Genomic DNA, 18,587 nt, shown 5'->3' with positions numbered 1-18,587 from the left:
AGAAATCGGATTTTATTAAACACTTTTTTCTATTCTGTTCATAAAATGCCCGATCGACTCAGTCCCAGACCACGTGGACGTGCTTCGGCCCACGCAGCTGGGCGCCGGTGATCTGCGGAGGCGGCATGTCCGGATCCAGCCGCAGGTTCGGCATCAGGTCGAGGATGGCGTTCACGGCCACCTGCAATTCAGTCTTGGCAATGAACTGGCCGATACACATGTGCGGTCCGAAACCGAAACCGAACGAGGGCTTGGGCTTGCGGTCGATATCGAATTCCTCGCTGTTCTCGAAGGCCTCCTCGTCGCGGTTGGCGGAGCTGACGATGCACTGGACCATCGCCCCTTTCGGAATCGCCATGCCGGCCAGCTCCAGGTCCTGCGCGGCCTGGCGCACTTTGAAGGTGGCGACCGGCTCAAAGCGGATCGCCTCGTCGATTGCCTTCGGCACCAAGCTGCGGTCCTGGTGCACCCGGTCCAGCAGTTGCGGGCGCTCGAGCAGCAGGGTCATGAGGGTGCCGAAGGTCCGCGTCGTGGTCTCGGCGGCGGCCGGCAGCAGCGAGCGCACGAAGGTGGTCACCTCGTGGTCGTCGAAGCTGCGGCCGTCGCTCTCGGCGCGGATCAGGCGGCTGATCAGGTCGTCGCCCTCGGCGCCCTCGCGACGCACCTGGACCACCGCCTCGCGGGTCGCGTCGTACAAGGCCTTGGCCGCGTCCATCGCTGCTTTGCGCGCCAGCGCGGCCTTCTCGGCGTCCACCTGCGGGCCGGCCAGGATCGCCAGCGCCCACGCCGCGTACTGCTTGATCTTGTCGGGGTCGTTGCCGGGGAAACCGATCAGGGCATAGATCAGGCGGATCGGGAAATACAGGCCGAATTCCATCAGGTCGGCCTTCTTCTTCGGCACCAGCGGAAGCAGGAACTCGTTGCGCAGGATCGGATCCATCTTCGAATCGCGCCAGCTGTTGACCACTTCGGGCATGAAGATCGGCTGCAGCAGTGCTCGCGCCTTCTTGTGCGCTTCGCCGTCCATGCCGGTCAGGATCAGGCCATCAAAGAATGCGCCCAGGCCTTCGGCGATGAAGCCGCTGGTGTAGTTGGCGGCGTCGCGCAGCACCGCCATGGTTTCCTTGTACTTGAACACAGTAAAGGTCGGCCGGTTCGGGTCCAGCCCCGCGATGTTCGGCACGCCAAGCCTGCCCATGAAGTTCTCGGCGATGATCGGCGAATTCCTGCGCATGTCGCGGTAGATCGCATGCAGGTCGACGTTCTCGCCGCGATAATTGTCGGCCACGCCCGAATAGGCGCTCTCGAGGCTCACTTCCTTCACACTGCTCATGCTGTCATCTCCTGTTGTAGTCCGGCGAGCGGCCGGCCATTTGTTGAACACTTTTGCAGATAGTGCTCTATTTCTGGAGAATTGCCAAGCAGTTCCGGGAATGCCCCGGCTTCACGGGATCATCAGTCCCCCGTCAACGGCGAGCGTCTGGCCGGTGATGAAGCGCGCGCCCTCGCCCATCATGAAAACGACGAAGGGCGTCATGTCACGGTCCGGCTCGCCCAGCCTGCCGCCGAGCGGAATCAGGCCGGCCATCATCCGGTCGTGCGCGGCGAGCGCCCCGGCGTCCAGGCGCGCCCGGTGTGTCTCGTACATCGGCGTCCACATCCCCGGCGCCGCCGCGTTCACGCTGATGCCATGCCTGCCCCATTCCTTGGCAACGGTACGGGTCCAGCCCAGCACGGCCGCCTTGGCGGCCGAATAGTGGGCGCAGCCGGGCAGGCCCATCACACCGGCCGCCGAGCCGAAGTTCAGGATCCGGCCGCCTTTCGCGCTCAGGTAAGGAAAGGCCGCCTGGTTGGTGTTGAGCGTGCCGCGCGCATTCACGTCGAACATCAGGTCCCAGTCGGCGTCGCCGATCGATTCGGCCGGCGCCGCGCGCTCGATCCCGGCGATATTCACGAGCCCATCCAGCCCGCCGAGCCACGTGGCGGCGGCCTCGAAGGCGGCATCGACCTCGGCGCGCCGCCGCACGTCGCAGCGGTAGTAACGTGCTGCCCCGGGACCGGCCCGGTCCGCGCGCGCCGCCTCCTCGCTGCCCGCGGCGTCGTTGACGTCCATCGCGGCCACCCGCGCACCCGCCGCGACCAGGCCGCGCAGCACGCTGGCGCCGATCCCGCCGGCCGCGCCGGTAACGATCAGCCGTTTGCCATTCAGTTCCATGCTCTCTCCTTCAGGTAGGTTCTTCTTGTCGATCCGTTCATGGCGCGACCGGCCGGATGCGCCGCGCCTGGATGCTGCCCATTCCCAGCGCTGCAGACATCAGCCAGAACAGGACGGTGGCGCCGGCGGCTGTTCCGACGGCGCCGAACAGCAGCGGCATCGCGGCCATCGAGGTGTGGATCGCCATGGAGCGCAGCGCCAGCGCTTCGCCGTGGCGTCCAGGCGGTGCGACCTCGTGCAGCGACGCGAGGATCGCAGGCTGTACCACGCCCAGCGCGACGCCGAGCATGGCCGCGCAGGCAGCCATGGCCCAGGCGCTGTGCAGCAACGGATACGCGCCGAACACCGCGCAGGCGAGCAGCATCGCGCCGGCCAACAGGGTGCCGCTCGCCAGGCGCCCGGCAAGCAGCGGCATCAGGAGGCGCGCCAGCATCGAGGCCGCCGCGTAGGCGGCGAGCACGGAGCCCAGGGCGGAAGCGCTCAGGCCGCGCTCGACGCCGAGCAGCGGCAACGCGAATCCATGGACGTCCCAGCAGACCGAGACCAGCCAGCTGACCAGCAACAGCCGGCGAAACGGCGCCTGCCGCAGCAGGTCCCACGCGGAAGCCTGGCGTTTCGTCGGCACCGCAGCTGCGGCCGTTACTTCGGCCGGCGCTTCTGCCGGGACCGCCCGCGCCGCCAGCAGCGTCGCCGCGGGCAACAGCGCCAGTGCCAGGAAGGCTGCTGAAAATCCCGCCTTGTCGATCAGCACGCCGGCCAGCATGGGACCGACCAGGCCGGCGATTGCGGGCGCCAGCGCGATCCAGCTGAACACCCGCAGGCGCGCCGCATCGGTGCTGGCGAGCCGGCTGGCGCTGCGCTGGATCGCGATCATCCCGAATCCCGCCCCCGCGCCGCTGAGGGCCGCGGCCGCACAGAGCGTGAGCAGGCTTTGCGATGCGGCCGCCAGCAGCGTTCCGGCCAGCGCGCAGCAGGCCGCGATGCGCACCGGGAGGTGGTAGCCGCGCCGGTCGGCGAGACGCCCTGCGGGCAAGGCCAGCAAGGCGGGGAAAACCGCAAACATCGTCATCACCAGCCCTACCGACCAGGCCGACCGGCCCAGCGCCAGCACACCCAGCGGCGCGGCCAGCCGTACGCCCTGGGCGCAGGCATGCAGGCCGACCTGGCATGCGACCATGGCCGCCAGCGCGCCGTGCACGGACGCTGTGTGGACCTTTGCGTTACGCATGAGTCCCCTCGGTCGAGGACAGCGCCTGGCCAAGCAGGCGTAGCGCCGAAGCATGGTGTCGCACGCCGGTTCCATGGTCCGCCTGGCCGGCGCAGGACCGCGCATGGCTGGCTTCGAGCATGATGCCCAGCTTGAAGCGTGCCAGCGTGAGGTACCAGTCGAAGGCCGACAGGTCGCGCCGGCTGCCTTCGCGGTAGCGCTCCACCAGTTCGGCGCTCGATGCCAGTCCCTGCGTCGGCGTGACCCGGATCGTCCCGGCGCCGCGTCCCTCGGCATCGGGCCAGGTGGCGACCAGCCATCCCAGGTCGAGCAGCGGGTCGCCTATCGTGGCCAGCTCCCAGTCGATGATCGCGGCGAGCACCGGACGGTCGTGCCTGAACATCACATTGCCGAGGTGATAATCACCATGCAGCAGGCCAGGGGTGAAGTGCTTCGGCACCCGTTCGCCCAGCCACTGCGCCACCTCCGCCACGCCGGGCAGCGATTCCGGCCCCGGCCAGCCCGCGTACTGCCGGCACGCGTCCAGGTGGCGCAGCCAGCGCGGAACCTGGCGCTCGAGGAAGCCTTCGGGCTTGCCGAAATCGTCCAGGCCGACCCGGCACGGGTCGATCTCGGCGAGCCGCAACAAGCCGTCCACCATCGACAAGCCCATCTCCCGGCGCCAGCCGGCCCGTTCGGCGTAGCGCCCGCGCAGGGGATTCGGGGTGGCCGTGAAGCCGTCGACAAGCGCCATCAGGTAGAACGGCACACCCAGGACGGCGGCGTCGGCGCAGGAAGCGACCAGGGCCGGGTGCGGCACCGCGCTGCCGGACAGCGCCTGCAGCAGGCGTGCCTCGCGCAGGAAGCCTCGCTGGACCTCCACTGGCGCGCCCTGGGGCGGGCAGCGCAGCACGTAAGCCGGTCCGGTGCCGCGCTCAAAGCGCAGCAGCACGTTCTGGGTGCCGCCGGTCAGCGCCGTGACACGTCGCAGCTGCCCTACCCCGATGCCCTGCGCATCCATCCAGCGCGCCAGCGCATCCAGGTCGGGCCGCCCTTCGCGAGCCGCGCCGCTCATCCGAGCACCGGGCGGAATTTTTCGGCCGCGGCGGCGGCGGCGGTCGGGCGGTGATAATCCGGGAACAGGTCCTCGCAGGCTTCGTAATCGCGCAGCAGATGGCGCGCAAGGGTCACCTTGTGCACCTCGGTAGGCCCATCCGCCAGCCCCATCTGGTAGGCACGCACGATCAGGCCGACGAAGGGCATCTCCGTCGAGACGCCGATCGAGCCATGCACCTGCAGCGCACTCGACGCGATGTCGTGCAGGACCTTGGGCATGGTCGCCTTCACGGCGGCGATGTCCTTGCGTACCATCTGATAGTCGTGATACTTGTCGATGCGCCAGGCAGTGCGCATGACCAGCAGCCGGAACTGTTCGAGCTGGATCCAGGCGTCCGCAATCTTCTCCTGCACCATCTGCTTGTCCGCCAGGAGCGAGCCCTGCGTGCTGCGCGAAAGGGCGCGCTCGCACAGGGCGTCGAGCGCCCCCTGTGCCTGGCCGATCACGCGCATCGCATGGTGCACCCGGCCGCCCCCCAACCGCACCTGCGCGATGGCGAATGCGGCGCCCGGTTCGCCCAGCAAGCAGTCGGAGCCGACCCGCACCCCGGCGAAATTCAGGTAGGCGTGGGTGGCTTCCGGGTCGTCTGCGACCCCGACATTCCGGATGATCTCGATGCCTGGCGTATCGGCCGGCACGACGAACATGCTCATGCCCTGGTAGACAGGAGCATCCGGGTCGGTGACCGCCATGACGATGAAGAATGCCGCGTAGCGTGCGTTCGATGCAAACCATTTTTGTCCGTCGATGACCCAGCCGTTGCCATCCCTTACCGCGCGCGACGTGAACACCTTGGGGTCGGCGCCGCCCTGCGGCTCGGTCATGGCGAAGCAGGAAACGACCTCGTTGGCCAGCAGCGGAGCCAGGAAGCGCGCCTTTTGCTCCTCTGTGCCGTAGGCCGCGAGGATTTCGCAATTGCCCGAATCGGGCGCGTGGGCGCCGAAGACGATGGGCGCGAACAGCGCGCGCCCCAGGATTTCGTTCATCAGGCCGAGCTTGACCTGCCCATAACCGGCGCCGCCCAGTTCCGGCCCGAGGTGGCAGGCCCACAGGTTGCGCTCGCGCACCTGCCGCTGCAGCGGACGCACCAACAGTTCGAAGCGCGGATCGTGGATATTCCACGGGCTGCCCAGCACATGCTCGAGCGGCGCCACCTCGTCGCGCACGAATTGCGCCATCCAGTCCAGCGCCGCCTGGAACGCCGCATCGGTTTCGAAATCCCATGCCATCTCAGTCTCCCGTGTTCAGTCTTATGCAAGCAGCAGGCCGCCGTCGACCAGCAGCGTCTGGCCCAGCACGTAGGCCGCAAGCGGCGAAGCGAGGAACAGCGCCGCACCCGCCATGTCGGCGGGCGTGCCGAGGCGGCCCAGCGGTATCTTCCTGAGCGAGGCTTCGAGCCGCTCGGGGTCGTCCGTGGTGACCCGGGTCAGTTTTGTCGCGACCAGCCCCGGTGCGATGCCGTTGACCCGGATGCCGTCGCGGGCCCAGGCTTCGCCGAGCGTGCGGGTCAGGCCGAACGCGCCGGTCTTCGATGCGTTGTAGGCCGGCGTCCCCACCGTCGAGTGGAAGGCCGCTGCGGAGCTGACGATGATCATCGATCCGCCCGAGTGTGCCAGCATGTCGTGGAAGCGGTCGCCGCAGGCCATCAGGCTGACCAGGTTCACGTTGACGACCTCGCGGAATGCGGGCAGCTTGAATTCCTCGCGGCGGTAGCGCACGATGCCCTGGGCGCATACCAGCACGTCGAGACGGTCGAACGGTACTGCCACCGTGGCGATGGCGTCCGCGTCTGCGACGTCGACCCGGGCGTAATGCAGGCCTTCCAGGTCCGAACCGGGTTCGCCGGAATAGTCGCCCGCGTGCGACCGCGTACCCCATATGTGCACGTCGGCGCCGCGCGCGCGGAAGGCCTGGGCAATGCCGTTGCCGATGCCGCTGGAGCCGCCGACGACGAGTACGGTCTTCCCGGTAAAATCGAGTTCGTTCATGGGTTCCCTGTGAATGGTGTCGTCAGGACGGTCAGCCCCTGGCGCTCCAGTGCATCGACCTGCGCCGGGGCGAGTCCGAGCCGCTCCCAGACCTGGGCGCTGTGTTCGCCCAGCGCCGGCGGCGGACGGTCCAGTTTCAATGGCAGGTCGCCGAAGTCCCAATAGGCGCCGACCTGTTCAAGTTCGCCGTACACCGCATGGCGGTAGCGCGCATGCAGGCCGGCCGCGGCGCAGGCGGGGTCGTCGAGGAAAGCCGCGCCCTGCGACTCCAGCACCGGCTCGGCCGGCACCGCCGCGTCGCGCAGTGCCGCCAGCGCGCGTTCCCGCGGCTGTGCAGCGAACCATGCCTCCCGCTCCCGGACCGAAGCGCCGGCCAGCCCCGCGAGAGCCTCCCGTTCATGCGCGTCGAACGCCGCCACCGCTAGCCAGCCGTCGCTACAGCTGTACAGCCGGTGCTCCGGCGACAGTCCGGTCTGGTCCGCGTCGAGGTGTGCGATCGGCGTAGTCGCGCCGTCGGGCAGCATCACGGCCTCGGCCACCGTCGGCAGGGTGGCGCCGAGCAGGGACGAGGCTACCATCTGCCCCTCCCCGGTCTCGATCCGGCGGTAATGCGCCAGCAGCACGGCGAACACGGACGACAGCGCGGCCAGGTAGTCGCCCACGCCGAAGCGCAGCCACATCGGCGGATTGCCCTGCCCGCCGCATTCGACCTCCCAGCCGCAGGCCGCTTGCATCAGCTGGTCGAAGCCCGGCCAGTCCTTCTGCTCTCCCTCGGGTCCGTAGGAACTGATATGGCAGAACACCAGCGCCGGCTTGATCCGGCTGAGCGCCGCATGGTCGATGCCGAGCTTGCGCGCCGCGGGCAGGCGGATGTTGTGGTGCACGACATCGGCCCAGCGCACCAGTTTCCCGAGCGCCTCCTGTGCCCCTGCCTCGCCGAGCTTGAGCGCGACGCCAAGCTTGCCGCGCTGGGTACCGGCGAAGACTCGTTCCAGCCTGCGCATGGCGTCGCCCGCCGGCGGTTCAACCTTGATGACCTCGGCGCCGAGGTCGGCCAGCAGCATCGTGGCAAAGGGACCGGCCAGGTAAGCGCCCAGGTCGAGCACCTTCATGCCGGCCAGCGGCGGCATGGATGTTTCGGCTGCCTGCGGCGGCGCGGGTACCGGCGGCGTCGCCGGCGCTCCGGAAAGCGGTGCGGGTTCCTGGCCTGCCAGCGGCCCTCGCACCCGCGGTGGTGGCTGGGTCAGGTAGGCCGGCCCCGGCTGCAGCACCCTTCCCCGCGCGCGGTCTTCGACCTCGACCACGTAGCCGTTCGCACGCGCCTGGGCGCTGGCGTAGATCGCGCCGAAGGGGGCTGCGACCTGGGCCGCGACATCATGTTCCCAGAAGTGGCGGACCCAGTCGCATGCCGGCCGGGTGGCCATGATGGCCTTGTTGGCCCCGAAATTGGGCGCCACGTGACTCGGTGGGTACTTGGCGTTTTCCGCCGCCACGGCGTCCGGCCCCATGCCGGCCAGTGCTTCCGCCATCCACGGCGCCTTGTCGGGCGAGTAATGCACGTGCACCCACGCGCCATCGGCGCACTGGTGCAGCGGGATCGGCGTGTCTTTGGACAGCCCCTTGGCGAACACCGGCGTCGGGCGTTCCGCACGCGCCCAGTGCATGCTCATCGGCGCAAGCGCCGCCTGCGCCAGGCTGGTATGCGCGGCGCCGCCGCGGCCATCGCGCCGGCGCGCGACCAGGCGGGCCATCACGCCGATGGCACTGAACCAGGACGCGAGCCATCCGGCGAAGGGCATGCGCACGAACACCGGGCCAGGGCGGTGGCCGGGCTGCTCGTCCAGCAATCCAAGCCGCGCCAGCACCAGGGTCTCGCGCGGCGGCGCCTCGACCAGAGGATGCCTGCGCGGCCAGCCTCCGATCGCCGACACCACCAGGCGCGGATTCAGAGCGGCCAGAGACGCATCGTCCAGTCCATGTGCCGCGGCCTGCGCCGGGGTGAGGTCATGCAGCAGCACGTCGGCGCCCATGAGCAGTCCGGACAACGCCGCCCTGCCGGCGGGCGTATCCAGGTCGAGCGCGAGCCGTTGCTTGCCGCGGTTGAGTACCGAGAACAGGACCGAATCGGCATCGTCCGACATGGCGGGCGTCTCGACCCGGATCACCTCCGCGCCGGCCTCGGACAGCTGCAATCCGGCCGCCGGTCCCGCGATGCCACTGGCGAATTCGATCACCCGGATCTGGTGGAGAATCGGTTTGTCCATCACGTCCCCGGCTCGTAGGCCTGCTGCACGTACGTCATGCGCCCGCCTGCCAGCATCAGCGCGCAGAACATGTTCAGCTCGACGATTTCAGGCGTGGTGTAGTGGCGCTTGAGCGCATCGAACACGGCATCGTCGATGGCGATGTAGTCGGCAGCGAACAGCTCCGCATAGCGCAATGCAGCCTGTTCCGCCGGGCTGAAGCGCGCGTCGCCGGATGCCAGGCAGGCAATGTCCTCCTCGCTCACCGAATCATCCTTGCGGGCCAGTTGGCAGGCCTTGCACGTCGTGATGGAAGCAATTCTCAGTCGCACCAGCTCGCGGAGACGTCCCGGCAGCAGGCCGCGCAAATGCATGGTTTCGAGTGTGGCGAGCCAGGCTTCGGCGATTTCCGGGCGGTGGGCCCAGACCTGCACCGGGACCGTCGAGCTGAGCATCCGGGTGGCGCGTCCGCGCTCGACTGCCGCGGCCAGGGATGGCGGGAAGCCGGCAAGCGGAATGGTCGGCAAACGCGTCATGCCCGCCTCCCGTCGGCACACCAGCCGCCCCACTGAAGAAGCCCGGTCATCCATGTCTCCTGAGCCGCTGTCGCTCGTACGATCTGGCGCGGCCTGAATTATTGTACAGAATCGCTAGTTCTGTTCAATATATACAGGTTTCCGGAAAATGTCGACTGCCTTCGGCGACGGACTCAGGGCCTGTCGATGAAATAACGCACGTGCAGCCGCCCTTCGCCATCGAAGCGATAGAGCTCGATCGTTTCGATGGCGCGCTCCGTTCCCCTGACCAGATTCCGGTTATGGCAGGCGGCTTCGTTCCCGTTGACGATGAGCGCCAGTTCGTCGATGGCGACGGCGGCGTTCTGTTTGGCCCACATCGCTTCCAGCACCGGCCAGCCGTCGCAAGCCGGCTGGCCGACGTATTCGATGGTCAATCCGCCAGGCGCAGCCTCGCGGTAGGCCGACAGGAAGCCTGCCTTGTCGCCGGCGTTCCAGCATGCGGCCTGGGTGTGGAGGAAGCGGCGGATGGCGTCTGCGTCCATGCTCATGGGGATACTCCTGTCATCGGTGAACCAGTGGCCGGCAGGTCGGCGCCGGGTACATCGCGGGCGCTGCCGTTGCGCCGGTCGGTTTCGCCCCAGCCCAGGGAACGGTCTGGCTCGCGCGTGTCGCCGGCGCGGCGCCAGCGTCCCTCCTGCTGCGCCGTGATCGGGAAGCCGCCCACGAAGTCGACCATTTCGCCCTTCGGGTCGGGCACGAACTCCCAGCGCTCGATACCGTCCAGGACGATGTGCGCGCTGTCCACGAAATACGATCCGGGCTTGTGGACGACCTGCCCCTCGATGTCCGTGGTGCAGCGGATCTCGCCCTTGTGGTTCTGGAAGATGGCATAGCCAAGGTTTCCGTGCCCGACCATGAACGAACCGCTGTCCCAGCTGCCGTCGGTATAGACGGTGGCGAAGGTCCACCAGATCACGTGCATCTTGTTGTTGACCACCAGGTCTTTCTGGAAGTGAATCGCCCCGCCTTCGGCCATCCAGGCCTGGTCGAGGGTGATGATGCCCTTCACGGGCCGTCCCTCGCATGTGCCCGCGACATCGTACAGCTGCGACACGTAGAAGGTTCCCCAGTCGCGGCCCGGCAGGTACCACTGCATGCCATTCCCGAGCAGCTTTCCGTCAAGATCGAACAGGCCCTCCTCCCTCCAGCTGAACTGCGTACCGGAAGCCGTCAGGCGCCACGGATTGCCGGGCTCGCCATCCAGGCTCGACCACCCGGCAGTCCCATTGTCCAGCCAGCGCTGCGGAAACATGGTAAGTGCCTGCCCGCCGCTCTTCGCCTTGTCGATGCGGATATGGTTTCCGTCGCCGACCCGGGTCGACTGGTAGATGAACTTGGTCGGGTTCGGGCTGCTGCCGGGCGCATTCAGGGCGCGCACGAAGGCATAGATCTCGCCGTCGCGGTCGCGGACGCAACCGAAAGGCATGTGCTTGGTCAGCTTCAGGCCGAAATGGTCGCGCAGGTCGGCCAGGCCCTCGCCCGTGACCTGCTGGGGAGCAACCAGGCACTGGTAGTCGAAGTCGGCCCGCTGTGGAATCGTCTTGAAGGTCTTCATGGGCTCAGTCCCAGAGGACGTGGACGTGGGCGGCGCCGCGCAGCTGCGCGCCCTCGATCACGGGCGGCGGCTGGTCGGGATCCAGGCGCAGGTTGGGGAACAGGTCGAGCAGCGCATTGACGGCGCAGTTGAGCTCCATCTTGGCGACGAACTGGCCGATGCACATGTGGGGGCCGAAACCGAAGCCGAACGAAGGCTTGGCGCGGCGGTCGATATCGAACACGTCCGGATGCTCGAACACTTCCTCGTCGCGGTTGGCCGAGGCCACCATGCACTGGATGAACGCGCCTTTGGGTATCGTCACGCCATGGAACTCGACCTCTTTCGCCGTCTCGCGGACCTTGAAGGTCGCCACGGGCTCGTAGCGCACCGCCTCGTCGATCAGTTTCGGCACCAGGGCGCGGTCGGCGCGCACGCGCTCCAGCAGCCCGGGCGTGCTCAAGAGCAGCGTCATCACCGAACTGAAGGTACGGGTCGTGGTTTCGCCGGAGGCAGGCAACAGCGAGCGCACGAAGGTAGTCACCTCGTGGTCGTCGAGCATGCGCCCCTCGTGCTCGGCGCGCAACAGGCGCCCGATCAGGTCATCCCCCGCGCTGCCCTCGGCGCGTCGCCGCACCACCACCGCGTGGATGGCGTCGTACAGCAGCTTGACCGCGATGCCTGCATTGCGCCGCGCCTCCTCCGCCTTGCTCGGGTCGATCTGGTTGCCGCCGACCATGGCCAGCGCCCACGCGGCATATTGGCGGTACTGCTCGGTGTTATCGGTCGGGAAACCCATCAGCGCATACATCTCGCGGATCGGGAAGCCGAGGCCGAACTCCATCAGGTCGGCCTTTTTCAGCGGCACCATCGGCTCGAGGAAGTCCTTGCGGATGACGGCGTCGATCTGGTCGCGCCATCTGTTGACCGTCTCGGGCATGAAGGCCGGCTGCAGGAGCGCACGCACGCTGCGGTGCTGCTCGCCGTCCATCGCCAGCACGATCAGGCCGTCGAAGAAGGCGCCGAGGCCTTCGGCGATGAAGCCGCTGGTATAGCTGTTGGCGTCGCGCAGCACCGCCATCACGTCCTGGTGGCGGAACAGCGCGAAGGTCGGGCGCGTCCCTTGCTGCATCCCGGCATTGGTCGGCACGCCGAACTGCTGGATGAAGTCGCCCACGAAGATCGGCGATGTGGCGCGCGCCGCGCGGCAGGCGGCATGCAGGTCGCCCTTGCCCTTGTAGGTCGCGGAGACCGAGGAATAGGCGCTTTCCAGGTCGAGATCGGCAATATCTGTGCTCACGCTTGTCTCCTTTATACTTGAACATTTTTAAGAATGATGTTCACATAGTAGCCCGCACCAGTTGCGCCAGGACGGCTCCGGCCGCCAACTTTGTTTGACCCCGAGTCAAGTGCCCTGCTCCCGAGCGGGGGAACCGATATCTCGAAGACGACACCATGGACCAGCAGCCGACCAGTTGTATGCCCTTGAAGCCCCTGCCGAACAAGCGCGACACGCTCAGGCGCATCGCGGAGGCGGCCCGGCGCGAATTCGCCGGCAAGGGGCTGGCCGATGCCCGGGTCGATGACATCGCCCAGGCGGCTGGCGTGACCAAGCAGCTGGTCTACCATTATTTCCGCAGCAAGGAAGAGTTGTTCGCCTGTGTCCTGGACGAGTCCTCCGCGCAGGCGATGAGCGAACTGGTGAGCCTGGAGCTGGCCAAGCTGCCGCCGCGGGAGGCGCTCAGGGCGCTGCTGCGGCAGATGATCCAGCCTTACCATGACGGTGTGCTCGCCAGCCTGGCACAGGAAGGCGTTCGCTTTCATGAAAGCCGTGCGACCCCGCGCAACAGTTTCATGGAACTTGCCCCGCGCCTGCGGTACAAGATGAAGGAAACGATCGAGCGCGGCATCGCCAGCGGCGACTTCCGCGCCGACGTAGATCCCGACATGGCGCTGGCACTGGCTGCGCTGGCAACGACCGGCGCCTGGGTCAACCGTTATACGGTGTCGACACTATGCGGCGTCGACGTGGCCAGGGCGCCCGATGCCGACGCATGGCGCTGTTTTTCGGTGGAGTTCGTGCTGTCGGCGCTGGAGCACGAACGCACCAGCCAGCACCCGCTGGTGCGCGCCGGGGCCCCGCTCAGCGCCTCAGGAAGCGGCTGACGCGGCGCGCGGCGATCCGTCCCGGCAACCCGTTGATGCCGCCTCCGGGATGGACGCCGGCGCCGCCGAGGAACAGGCCGGCCACCGGCAGGCTGTCGCCCCCGAGCCCTGCGGCCGGGCGCATCAGGGCGCTGCGCGCCGGGCTGGTATCGATGTGCACCACGCAACCCCGGTGCACGTTGAGACGTTCGGCCAGGTCCGGCGCCGCTTCGATCCGGCGCCCGATCTCGTACTCCCTGAGGCCGTCCATATACTGGGCCGCATGGTCGATCACCTGTTGCCCGACCGCGGCGCGTATCGCGTCCCACCCCTCGCGCGGTTCGACCGGCATCGCGACCGGGTAGAGGTAGGCCACGTCCTGCCCCGGCGGCGCCTGGCCCGGATCCACGGCGCTCGGCGCGGTGATCCACATGTAGGGCAGCGGCGACACCTCGCCGCGCGCGGCCGCGCGGAAGTTATCCAGCACGGCGTCGGCGGTGCCGATCAGGAGCACGCTCTTGCGCAGGCTCAGACCGTCCGGCCGCATCGCTTCATGGCGGCTGTAGCCGACCTGCCCCGAGAGCGCGACATCGACCTTCAATGGCGAGGCGCCGTGGCCGTTCGCCGGCGCCAGCGCGACACGGGTCAGCGTGCGGCGGTCGAGCACGCCGGGCGTCACCATCTCCAGCGCCATCTTCGGATGGATGGAAGCGATCACGGCGCGCGCCCTGACCACTGCGCCGCTCTTCAGGCGCACGCCCCTCGCGACGCCGTCCTGTGCCAGGATTTCGGCAACCGGGGCGTCGAGCATGATCGTCCCACCCAGCTCGCGCAGCCGCGCCGCCAGCGCGTTCGACAGCGTCTGCATCCCTCCCACCGCGCGCCCCAGGCCGAACCGGTGGATAAAACCGAGCAGCGCGAAATAGATGCCGGTGGCCTCGCCGGTGATCGGACCTGCCGCGCCCAGCAGGCAGCACAGGGCCGATTGCGTCACCGGATGCTCGAAGCGTTCCATGATCGAGGTATGGGCAGGGCTGCCGATCAGCGCCATCAGTTCCGGCTTGAGCGCGCGGTTCCTGAACATCGCACGAAACGCCTGCCATTTGGCGCCGAGATTGCGCTGGGCCGGGTCGACCCGCATCATCGGGATCGCCACGTCGATGAAAGCATCCACCAGCTTCATCAGCGACACGAACTCGTCGGCGTCGCGTGCGGAGAAGCGGCGGATCTCGGCCGCCGTCTGCGCGGCGCTGCGGCCGAACACCAGGGAACTGCCATCGGGGTGGAGGTAGACGTAGCCGGGGCTCATCTCGACCTGGCGAAAGCCGTGGCGCTCGAGTTGCAGCTCCTGCGGCATCATCGGGTGCACGCGCAGCGACATCAGGTCGAGCGCGCAGGGGTGGATGAGATGCTGCGGAGCCTCGGGAATCAGGTAGCCGCTGGAGGCCATGCCGCCCACCTTCTCGCGGGCTTCGATCACGAGCACCTTGCTGCCCGCTTCGGCCAGATAACACGCCGCGGCCAACCCGTTGTGTCCACCGCCGACGATCGCCACGTCGTATTCGTTCTTTGCCGCTGTCATGCTGTCTCCTCGGGGTTCGTTTCGATATCCGCAGGATTGAAGCATGGGACCGGGCGCCCGGTCCGGAGAACGGTTTTACCTGAGGTAAAAGCCGGGGCCCGTCAACGGCGCGCGACGCGCCCGGACAGCAGCATGATGACGAAGCGTTCGACGCGGCGCATCAGGTTGCGGCGGTCCGCGCCGGACGGCACCAGCACGTCGCTCAGGATGAAACGCACGATCAGCTCGCAGATCAGTTCGCGGTCGAGCGTGATGCCGCGCCGTTCTTCCCACGCATCGAACACCGGGGACAGGACGTCCTGGAAGCGATGGACCGAATCGTGGAAGATGCGCTGGAACCAGCGGGTCGCATAGTCCGGCGCGACCAGCAGCAGGCGCCGGGCGCGGCTTCGCTCCAGGTAGTCGTCGACAAAGTTCAGCACGGCCTGGAAGCGCTCGTCGGGATCCTGGTAGGGGCCCACGGCTTCGATCAGCCGGGCATGGAACTGGTCTCGCTTGTGGCGCGAGAATGCGTCGAGCAGGTCGTCCTGGGAAGAGAAATAGCGGTAGAACGTGCCGCGCGAGATGCCGCTTTCCTGGCAGACGTCGAGGATCGAAATCCGGTCGGCGCCGGATTGCAGGATGATCTCTTCCGTCGTGGCGAGGATCTTGGCGATCGTATCGCCGGAGCGCTTGTTCAGCTTGACCGGCAGGGCACCGGTGCGTACCGCCGGCTTTTTCACCTTCTCGGCCGGGGCCGGCGCCGCTGCCGGCTTGGCGCGCACGCGAACGGATTGTGCGGCCGGCGCCGCGTCCTGCGCGGTCCCGGCCTGGCTTGCTCCGGGTTTCGCCCGCGCCGCCTTCGCACGCACACCTGGCGCCGTCGTGGCGCTCGCGCCCGGCGCGCGTTTACCAGCTGCCTTCACGGCGGTCGTCGGCTTCTTTGGTTTGACGGCAGTCGTCATCGATTCACTCCGCTCCGCGCATTTTTTCGAATCCGGATTGTAACGTAATGACAGGTTCATTAGAAGCCGGCACGTAGGGCGGAATCGCAATACTTTGACACTTTCTGCGATTCTGTTTATATTCATATGACAAACAAACGCAAGGGAGCCCGGCGGGCCATTCGCCGGGTCCTCACAAAGGAGGCAAAATGGCTGGAATGGGCAATCCCGAGACCTGGTCGCTGGGACAGCAGGACACCGTCATCGCCGCGCTCGACCGGGCTGTCGCGGCCCATCCGGAGCGGGTACTCTTCGACTTCGGCGGCGAGTTGACCACCTACGGCGAGTTTGATCAACTGTCGACACGCCTGGCCCATTCGCTGGCGGGACTGGGCCTGAAGCAGGGCGACACCATCCTGACCATGCTCGACAATAATATCGATGCCGTCACCGGATGGGTCGCCGCCAACAAGCTGTGCGCCGTGAGCGTGCCGGTCAACACGGCACTGCGCGGCGAGTTCCTGCGCCACCAGATCGCCGATGCGCGCGCCCACATCGTGATTTGCGAGGCCGATTATGTGGAGCGCATCGCCCAGGTGGCGGAGGGCCTGCCCGACGTCACCCTGATCCTGTATCGCGGCGCCCTGGCCAGCCGCCCGCCCTGCCCGGTGCGCATCGCCTCGCTCGACGAATACCGCGGCGCCTGCGACGACCCGATCACCGTCAAGCCGGCGCCATCCGACCTTGCATGCATCGTCTATACCTCGGGGACGACGGGCCCGTCGAAGGGATGCATGCTCAGCTATAACTACATGTGCAACCTGGCGCGGCTCCAGCTGCGTGCAGGGCCGGCGACCGACAGGGACGTGACGATCACGCCGCTGCCGCTGTTCCACATGAATGCGATGTGCGTCGGGGTGCTGGCGAACATCCTGGTGGGCGCCCGCGTGGCCATCGTCCCGCGCTTTTCGGTGTCGAACTTCTGGCCCGAGGTGGAGCGAAGCGGCGCGACCATTGCGTCCATCCTCGGTGGAATGGGAGGGTTGCTGGCGCAGGCGCCGGACAGCGAGGCGATGCGGCGCTGCGTGGGCCAGATCCATACCGTGCGCGGGAATCCGTTTACGGAAGAAACCAAGCGGATCTGGCGCGAGCGCTTCGGGGCGCGCCAGGTCGGCGGCAACGGCTATGGCCTGACCGAAGCGAGCGTCATCACCTCGCTTGCAGCCGGCGAATATGCCGCGCCTGGCTCATCCGGCAAGCGCATTCCGGACTTCGATGTGCGCATTGTGGACGACCTGGACCGCGAGCTGCCGGCGAATACGCCTGGAGAGATCGTGGTGCGGCCGCTGCGGCCCGACATCATGTTCATGGGCTACTGGGGACGTCCTGCCGACACCATGAAAGTCATGCGCAACATGTGGTTCCATACCGGGGACATCGGCAAGTTCGACGAGGACGGCTTCTTCTACTTCGTCGATCGCAAGAAGGATTACCTGCGCCGGCGCGGCGAGAACATTTCCAGTTTCGAGATGGAGTCGGCATTCGCCGCCCATCCCGAGATCGAGGAAGTCGCCGTCCATGCGGTCCCATCCGACAAAGGGGAGGACGACGTGAAGGTGACCGCGATCCTGAAGCCGGGCAGCAGCCTCCAGCCGGAAGCCCTGTTCCACTGGGCGGTCGATGCGGTGCCGTACTACGCCCTGCCCCGCTATATCGAATTCCGCGAGTCCATGCCGAAGAACCCGCAAGGCCGGGTCCTGAAATACCAGCTGCGCGACGAAGGCTGCACCGCTGGCACTTGGGACCTGGAACGGACCGACATCAAGGTCAGCAAGCGCTGAACAGACAGCATCGATCACTCACCGAACAGGAACGTACATGAGCATACTCACCCATTTCACGCTTGGAACGCACGACCTGGAGCGTGCCATGCACTTCTATGACCAGGTACTGGCGCCGCTGGGATACACGCGCCTGCTCGAGATCGAAGGTCGTATCGCAGGCTGGGGCCTCGGCGCGCCCCAGTTCGTGGTGGGTTATCCGCGCAACGGCGAGCCTGCAACGGCAAGCAACGGGCTGACCATCGGCCTTGCCGCCCCCAGCCGCGCCGCCATCGACGAATTCCACCGTCGCGCGCTCGCGCTCGGCGCGAGCGACGAAGGCGCCCCCGGTCCGCGTCCCTTTGCACCGAACGCCTATGCCGCCTATATCCGCGACCTCGACGGACACAAGATCGCTGCTTCGTGTCGCCAACCCGAATAATCGGACAGCAAGGAGGGATGAGGGGCGCGTCGAGCAGCCGCCTGGCCAGCCCGGACCGGTCGCTATGAGACGCCCAACAATTTGCCGAGCGCTTCGAAACCGATGGGTTTGACGAGATGCGCCGCAAATCCCGCCGCGGCGCTGCGCTCCTTGTCGACCTCCTGCCCGAAACCACTCAAGGCGACATAGCGTACGTCAGGATTACGTCCGGTCTTTCGCATCAAGTCAACGAGTTCATGCCCGCTGAGGTCGGGCAGTCCGATATCGAGAATGGCAACATCCAGATGCCCCTGGTTTGCAGTGCTGCTTGCGCGGTATAGGCGGTCTTCACCTCATGACCATGGGCGCTGAGCCCTTCGGCCAGGGTGCCGGCGGCGTCGACATTGTCATCCACGACAAGAATGCGCTGGGGTTTTCCGGAAAGCCGCACCCCGGGAGAGGCGCTGCATGAAGGTCGCCGTTGTGTCGGAGGCCCGAGCCCATTCGCATACGGTCGCGAAAGCCCGGGACGTCTCTTCTGCCACCGATGCCGTGACCGCTCCGACACGGTCCACGTGTTCGCGAAAGTCGGGCTTTTGCAAGGTCTGCGAGCTACGCTGAATCACTTCTCGGAAGTCTCTGTTGGTCTATGCCTCTGAAATAGTAAGCGACCGTTTGACCTGCAGCGACAGCCTCATGACCGTTCCGTTCGCCAAGGAGATTGAACCGCCCCGGCTTTCGTGGAGGCCGGTTAGTGTGAGTCAGGCCGGGATAGCCTGACTGCTCAACTGCTTGTAATAGTTTGCCTCAGCTT

18 protein-coding genes are annotated in these 18,587 nt (G+C 67.1%); 3 read left to right on the top strand and 15 right to left on the bottom strand.

The window, feature by feature from the left end; genetic code table 11:
* Positions 1-58 precede the first annotated feature (58 nt).
* From ACZ9AQ_RS20730 to ACZ9AQ_RS20680, 11 genes are all read right to left on the bottom strand, one after another.
* Positions 59-1,333: a cytochrome P450 gene (locus ACZ9AQ_RS20730; RefSeq protein ID WP_429206646.1), complete on the bottom strand. Its 1,275-nt coding sequence runs from the start codon at positions 1,331-1,333 to the stop codon at positions 59-61.
* A gap of 111 nt (positions 1,334-1,444) precedes the next feature.
* Complete coding sequence (locus tag ACZ9AQ_RS20725; protein ID WP_429206647.1) at positions 1,445-2,215, bottom strand: SDR family NAD(P)-dependent oxidoreductase; 771 nt, start codon at positions 2,213-2,215, stop codon at positions 1,445-1,447.
* A gap of 37 nt (positions 2,216-2,252) precedes the next feature.
* Positions 2,253-3,443, bottom strand: a complete 1,191-nt coding sequence (locus ACZ9AQ_RS20720; protein WP_429206648.1) for an MFS transporter — start codon at positions 3,441-3,443, stop codon at positions 2,253-2,255.
* Positions 3,436-4,497 (bottom strand): phosphotransferase family protein, encoded by a 1,062-nt coding sequence (locus tag ACZ9AQ_RS20715; RefSeq protein ID WP_429206649.1) that lies wholly within the window; start codon positions 4,495-4,497, stop codon positions 3,436-3,438. The genes ACZ9AQ_RS20720 and ACZ9AQ_RS20715 overlap by 8 nt, the downstream gene beginning before the upstream one ends.
* Positions 4,494-5,768, bottom strand: a complete 1,275-nt coding sequence (locus tag ACZ9AQ_RS20710; RefSeq protein WP_429206650.1) for an acyl-CoA dehydrogenase family protein — start codon at positions 5,766-5,768, stop codon at positions 4,494-4,496. Before ACZ9AQ_RS20710 ends, ACZ9AQ_RS20715 begins: the two co-directional genes overlap by 4 nt.
* A gap of 21 nt (positions 5,769-5,789) precedes the next feature.
* The gene (locus ACZ9AQ_RS20705) at positions 5,790-6,527 is read right to left on the bottom strand and encodes an SDR family NAD(P)-dependent oxidoreductase (protein ID WP_429206651.1); all 738 of its coding nucleotides are present in this window, start codon (positions 6,525-6,527) and stop codon (positions 5,790-5,792) included.
* A complete protein-coding gene (locus tag ACZ9AQ_RS20700) occupies positions 6,524-8,791 on the bottom strand; it encodes a CoA transferase (RefSeq protein ID WP_429206652.1) in 2,268 nt (755 codons plus the stop codon). The genes ACZ9AQ_RS20705 and ACZ9AQ_RS20700 overlap by 4 nt, the downstream gene beginning before the upstream one ends.
* Entirely contained in the window at positions 8,791-9,306 is a 516-nt protein-coding gene (locus tag ACZ9AQ_RS20695) for a carboxymuconolactone decarboxylase family protein (protein WP_313031929.1), read from the bottom strand. Before ACZ9AQ_RS20695 ends, ACZ9AQ_RS20700 begins: the two co-directional genes overlap by 1 nt.
* Positions 9,307-9,479: 173 nt before the next feature.
* Complete coding sequence (locus tag ACZ9AQ_RS20690) at positions 9,480-9,836, bottom strand: Cif family virulence factor (protein ID WP_429206653.1); 357 nt, start codon at positions 9,834-9,836, stop codon at positions 9,480-9,482.
* On the bottom strand, positions 9,833-10,903 hold the full coding sequence (locus ACZ9AQ_RS20685; RefSeq protein WP_429206654.1) for a hypothetical protein: 1,071 nt from the start codon (positions 10,901-10,903) through the stop codon (positions 9,833-9,835). The genes ACZ9AQ_RS20690 and ACZ9AQ_RS20685 overlap by 4 nt, the downstream gene beginning before the upstream one ends.
* A gap of 4 nt (positions 10,904-10,907) precedes the next feature.
* Positions 10,908-12,182 carry a cytochrome P450 gene (locus ACZ9AQ_RS20680; protein ID WP_429206655.1) on the bottom strand — a complete coding sequence of 425 codons (1,275 nt, stop codon included), beginning with the start codon at positions 12,180-12,182 and terminating at the stop codon, positions 10,908-10,910.
* A 179-nt stretch (positions 12,183-12,361) separates the two neighbouring features.
* Here ACZ9AQ_RS20680 and ACZ9AQ_RS20675 point away from each other — a divergent pair, with 179 nt between their 5' ends.
* Positions 12,362-13,048, top strand: coding sequence for a TetR/AcrR family transcriptional regulator (locus tag ACZ9AQ_RS20675; RefSeq protein ID WP_429206656.1), 687 nt, complete (start codon positions 12,362-12,364; stop codon positions 13,046-13,048).
* Here the strand turns inward: ACZ9AQ_RS20675 and ACZ9AQ_RS20670 are convergent.
* The gene (locus ACZ9AQ_RS20670) at positions 13,026-14,609 is read right to left on the bottom strand and encodes a phytoene desaturase family protein (protein WP_429206657.1); all 1,584 of its coding nucleotides are present in this window, start codon (positions 14,607-14,609) and stop codon (positions 13,026-13,028) included. The genes ACZ9AQ_RS20675 and ACZ9AQ_RS20670 overlap by 23 nt on opposite strands.
* Before the next feature lie 101 nt (positions 14,610-14,710).
* The gene (locus tag ACZ9AQ_RS20665) at positions 14,711-15,553 is read right to left on the bottom strand and encodes a TetR/AcrR family transcriptional regulator (protein ID WP_429206658.1); all 843 of its coding nucleotides are present in this window, start codon (positions 15,551-15,553) and stop codon (positions 14,711-14,713) included.
* Positions 15,554-15,741: 188 nt separating this feature from the next.
* Between ACZ9AQ_RS20665 and ACZ9AQ_RS20660 the strand changes: the two genes are divergently transcribed.
* Together ACZ9AQ_RS20660 and ACZ9AQ_RS20655 are read left to right on the top strand one after the other, a co-directional pair.
* Entirely contained in the window at positions 15,742-17,373 is a 1,632-nt protein-coding gene (locus ACZ9AQ_RS20660; protein ID WP_429206659.1) for an ATP-dependent acyl-CoA ligase, read from the top strand.
* A 37-nt stretch (positions 17,374-17,410) separates the two neighbouring features.
* Positions 17,411-17,794, top strand: a complete 384-nt coding sequence (locus ACZ9AQ_RS20655) for a VOC family protein (RefSeq protein WP_429206660.1) — start codon at positions 17,411-17,413, stop codon at positions 17,792-17,794.
* Positions 17,795-17,856: 62 nt separating this feature from the next.
* Here ACZ9AQ_RS20655 and ACZ9AQ_RS20650 read toward each other — a convergent pair whose 3' ends face one another.
* Both ACZ9AQ_RS20650 and ACZ9AQ_RS20645 read right to left on the bottom strand, forming a co-directional pair.
* Entirely contained in the window at positions 17,857-18,051 is a 195-nt protein-coding gene (locus ACZ9AQ_RS20650; RefSeq protein WP_476108357.1) for a response regulator, read from the bottom strand.
* Positions 18,015-18,188, bottom strand: coding sequence for a response regulator (locus tag ACZ9AQ_RS20645; RefSeq protein ID WP_429206661.1), 174 nt, complete (start codon positions 18,186-18,188; stop codon positions 18,015-18,017). The genes ACZ9AQ_RS20650 and ACZ9AQ_RS20645 overlap by 37 nt, the downstream gene beginning before the upstream one ends.
* Positions 18,189-18,587 lie beyond the last annotated feature (399 nt).

This window comes from Massilia sp. UYP34 (assembly GCF_056279385.1).
The sequence above is the reverse complement of the archived record's forward strand: the minus strand, read 5'-3'. Positions and strand labels throughout refer to the sequence as shown.

Coding starts and splice junctions, on each gene's coding strand:
- ACZ9AQ_RS20730 (WP_429206646.1), bottom strand. CDS start 1,333: ATGAGCAGTGTGAAGGAAGTGAGCCTCGAGAGCGCCTATTCGGGCGTG.
- ACZ9AQ_RS20725 (WP_429206647.1), bottom strand. CDS start 2,215: ATGGAACTGAATGGCAAACGGCTGATCGTTACCGGCGCGGCCGGCGGG.
- ACZ9AQ_RS20720 (WP_429206648.1), bottom strand. CDS start 3,443: ATGCGTAACGCAAAGGTCCACACAGCGTCCGTGCACGGCGCGCTGGCG.
- ACZ9AQ_RS20715 (WP_429206649.1), bottom strand. CDS start 4,497: ATGAGCGGCGCGGCTCGCGAAGGGCGGCCCGACCTGGATGCGCTGGCG.
- ACZ9AQ_RS20710 (WP_429206650.1), bottom strand. CDS start 5,768: ATGGCATGGGATTTCGAAACCGATGCGGCGTTCCAGGCGGCGCTGGAC.
- ACZ9AQ_RS20705 (WP_429206651.1), bottom strand. CDS start 6,527: ATGAACGAACTCGATTTTACCGGGAAGACCGTACTCGTCGTCGGCGGC.
- ACZ9AQ_RS20700 (WP_429206652.1), bottom strand. CDS start 8,791: ATGGACAAACCGATTCTCCACCAGATCCGGGTGATCGAATTCGCCAGT.
- ACZ9AQ_RS20695 (WP_313031929.1), bottom strand. CDS start 9,306: ATGACGCGTTTGCCGACCATTCCGCTTGCCGGCTTCCCGCCATCCCTG.
- ACZ9AQ_RS20690 (WP_429206653.1), bottom strand. CDS start 9,836: ATGAGCATGGACGCAGACGCCATCCGCCGCTTCCTCCACACCCAGGCC.
- ACZ9AQ_RS20685 (WP_429206654.1), bottom strand. CDS start 10,903: ATGAAGACCTTCAAGACGATTCCACAGCGGGCCGACTTCGACTACCAG.
- ACZ9AQ_RS20675 (WP_429206656.1), top strand. CDS start 12,362: ATGCCCTTGAAGCCCCTGCCGAACAAGCGCGACACGCTCAGGCGCATC.
- ACZ9AQ_RS20670 (WP_429206657.1), bottom strand. CDS start 14,609: ATGACAGCGGCAAAGAACGAATACGACGTGGCGATCGTCGGCGGTGGA.
- ACZ9AQ_RS20665 (WP_429206658.1), bottom strand. CDS start 15,553: ATGACGACTGCCGTCAAACCAAAGAAGCCGACGACCGCCGTGAAGGCA.
- ACZ9AQ_RS20660 (WP_429206659.1), top strand. CDS start 15,742: ATGGCTGGAATGGGCAATCCCGAGACCTGGTCGCTGGGACAGCAGGAC.
- ACZ9AQ_RS20655 (WP_429206660.1), top strand. CDS start 17,411: ATGAGCATACTCACCCATTTCACGCTTGGAACGCACGACCTGGAGCGT.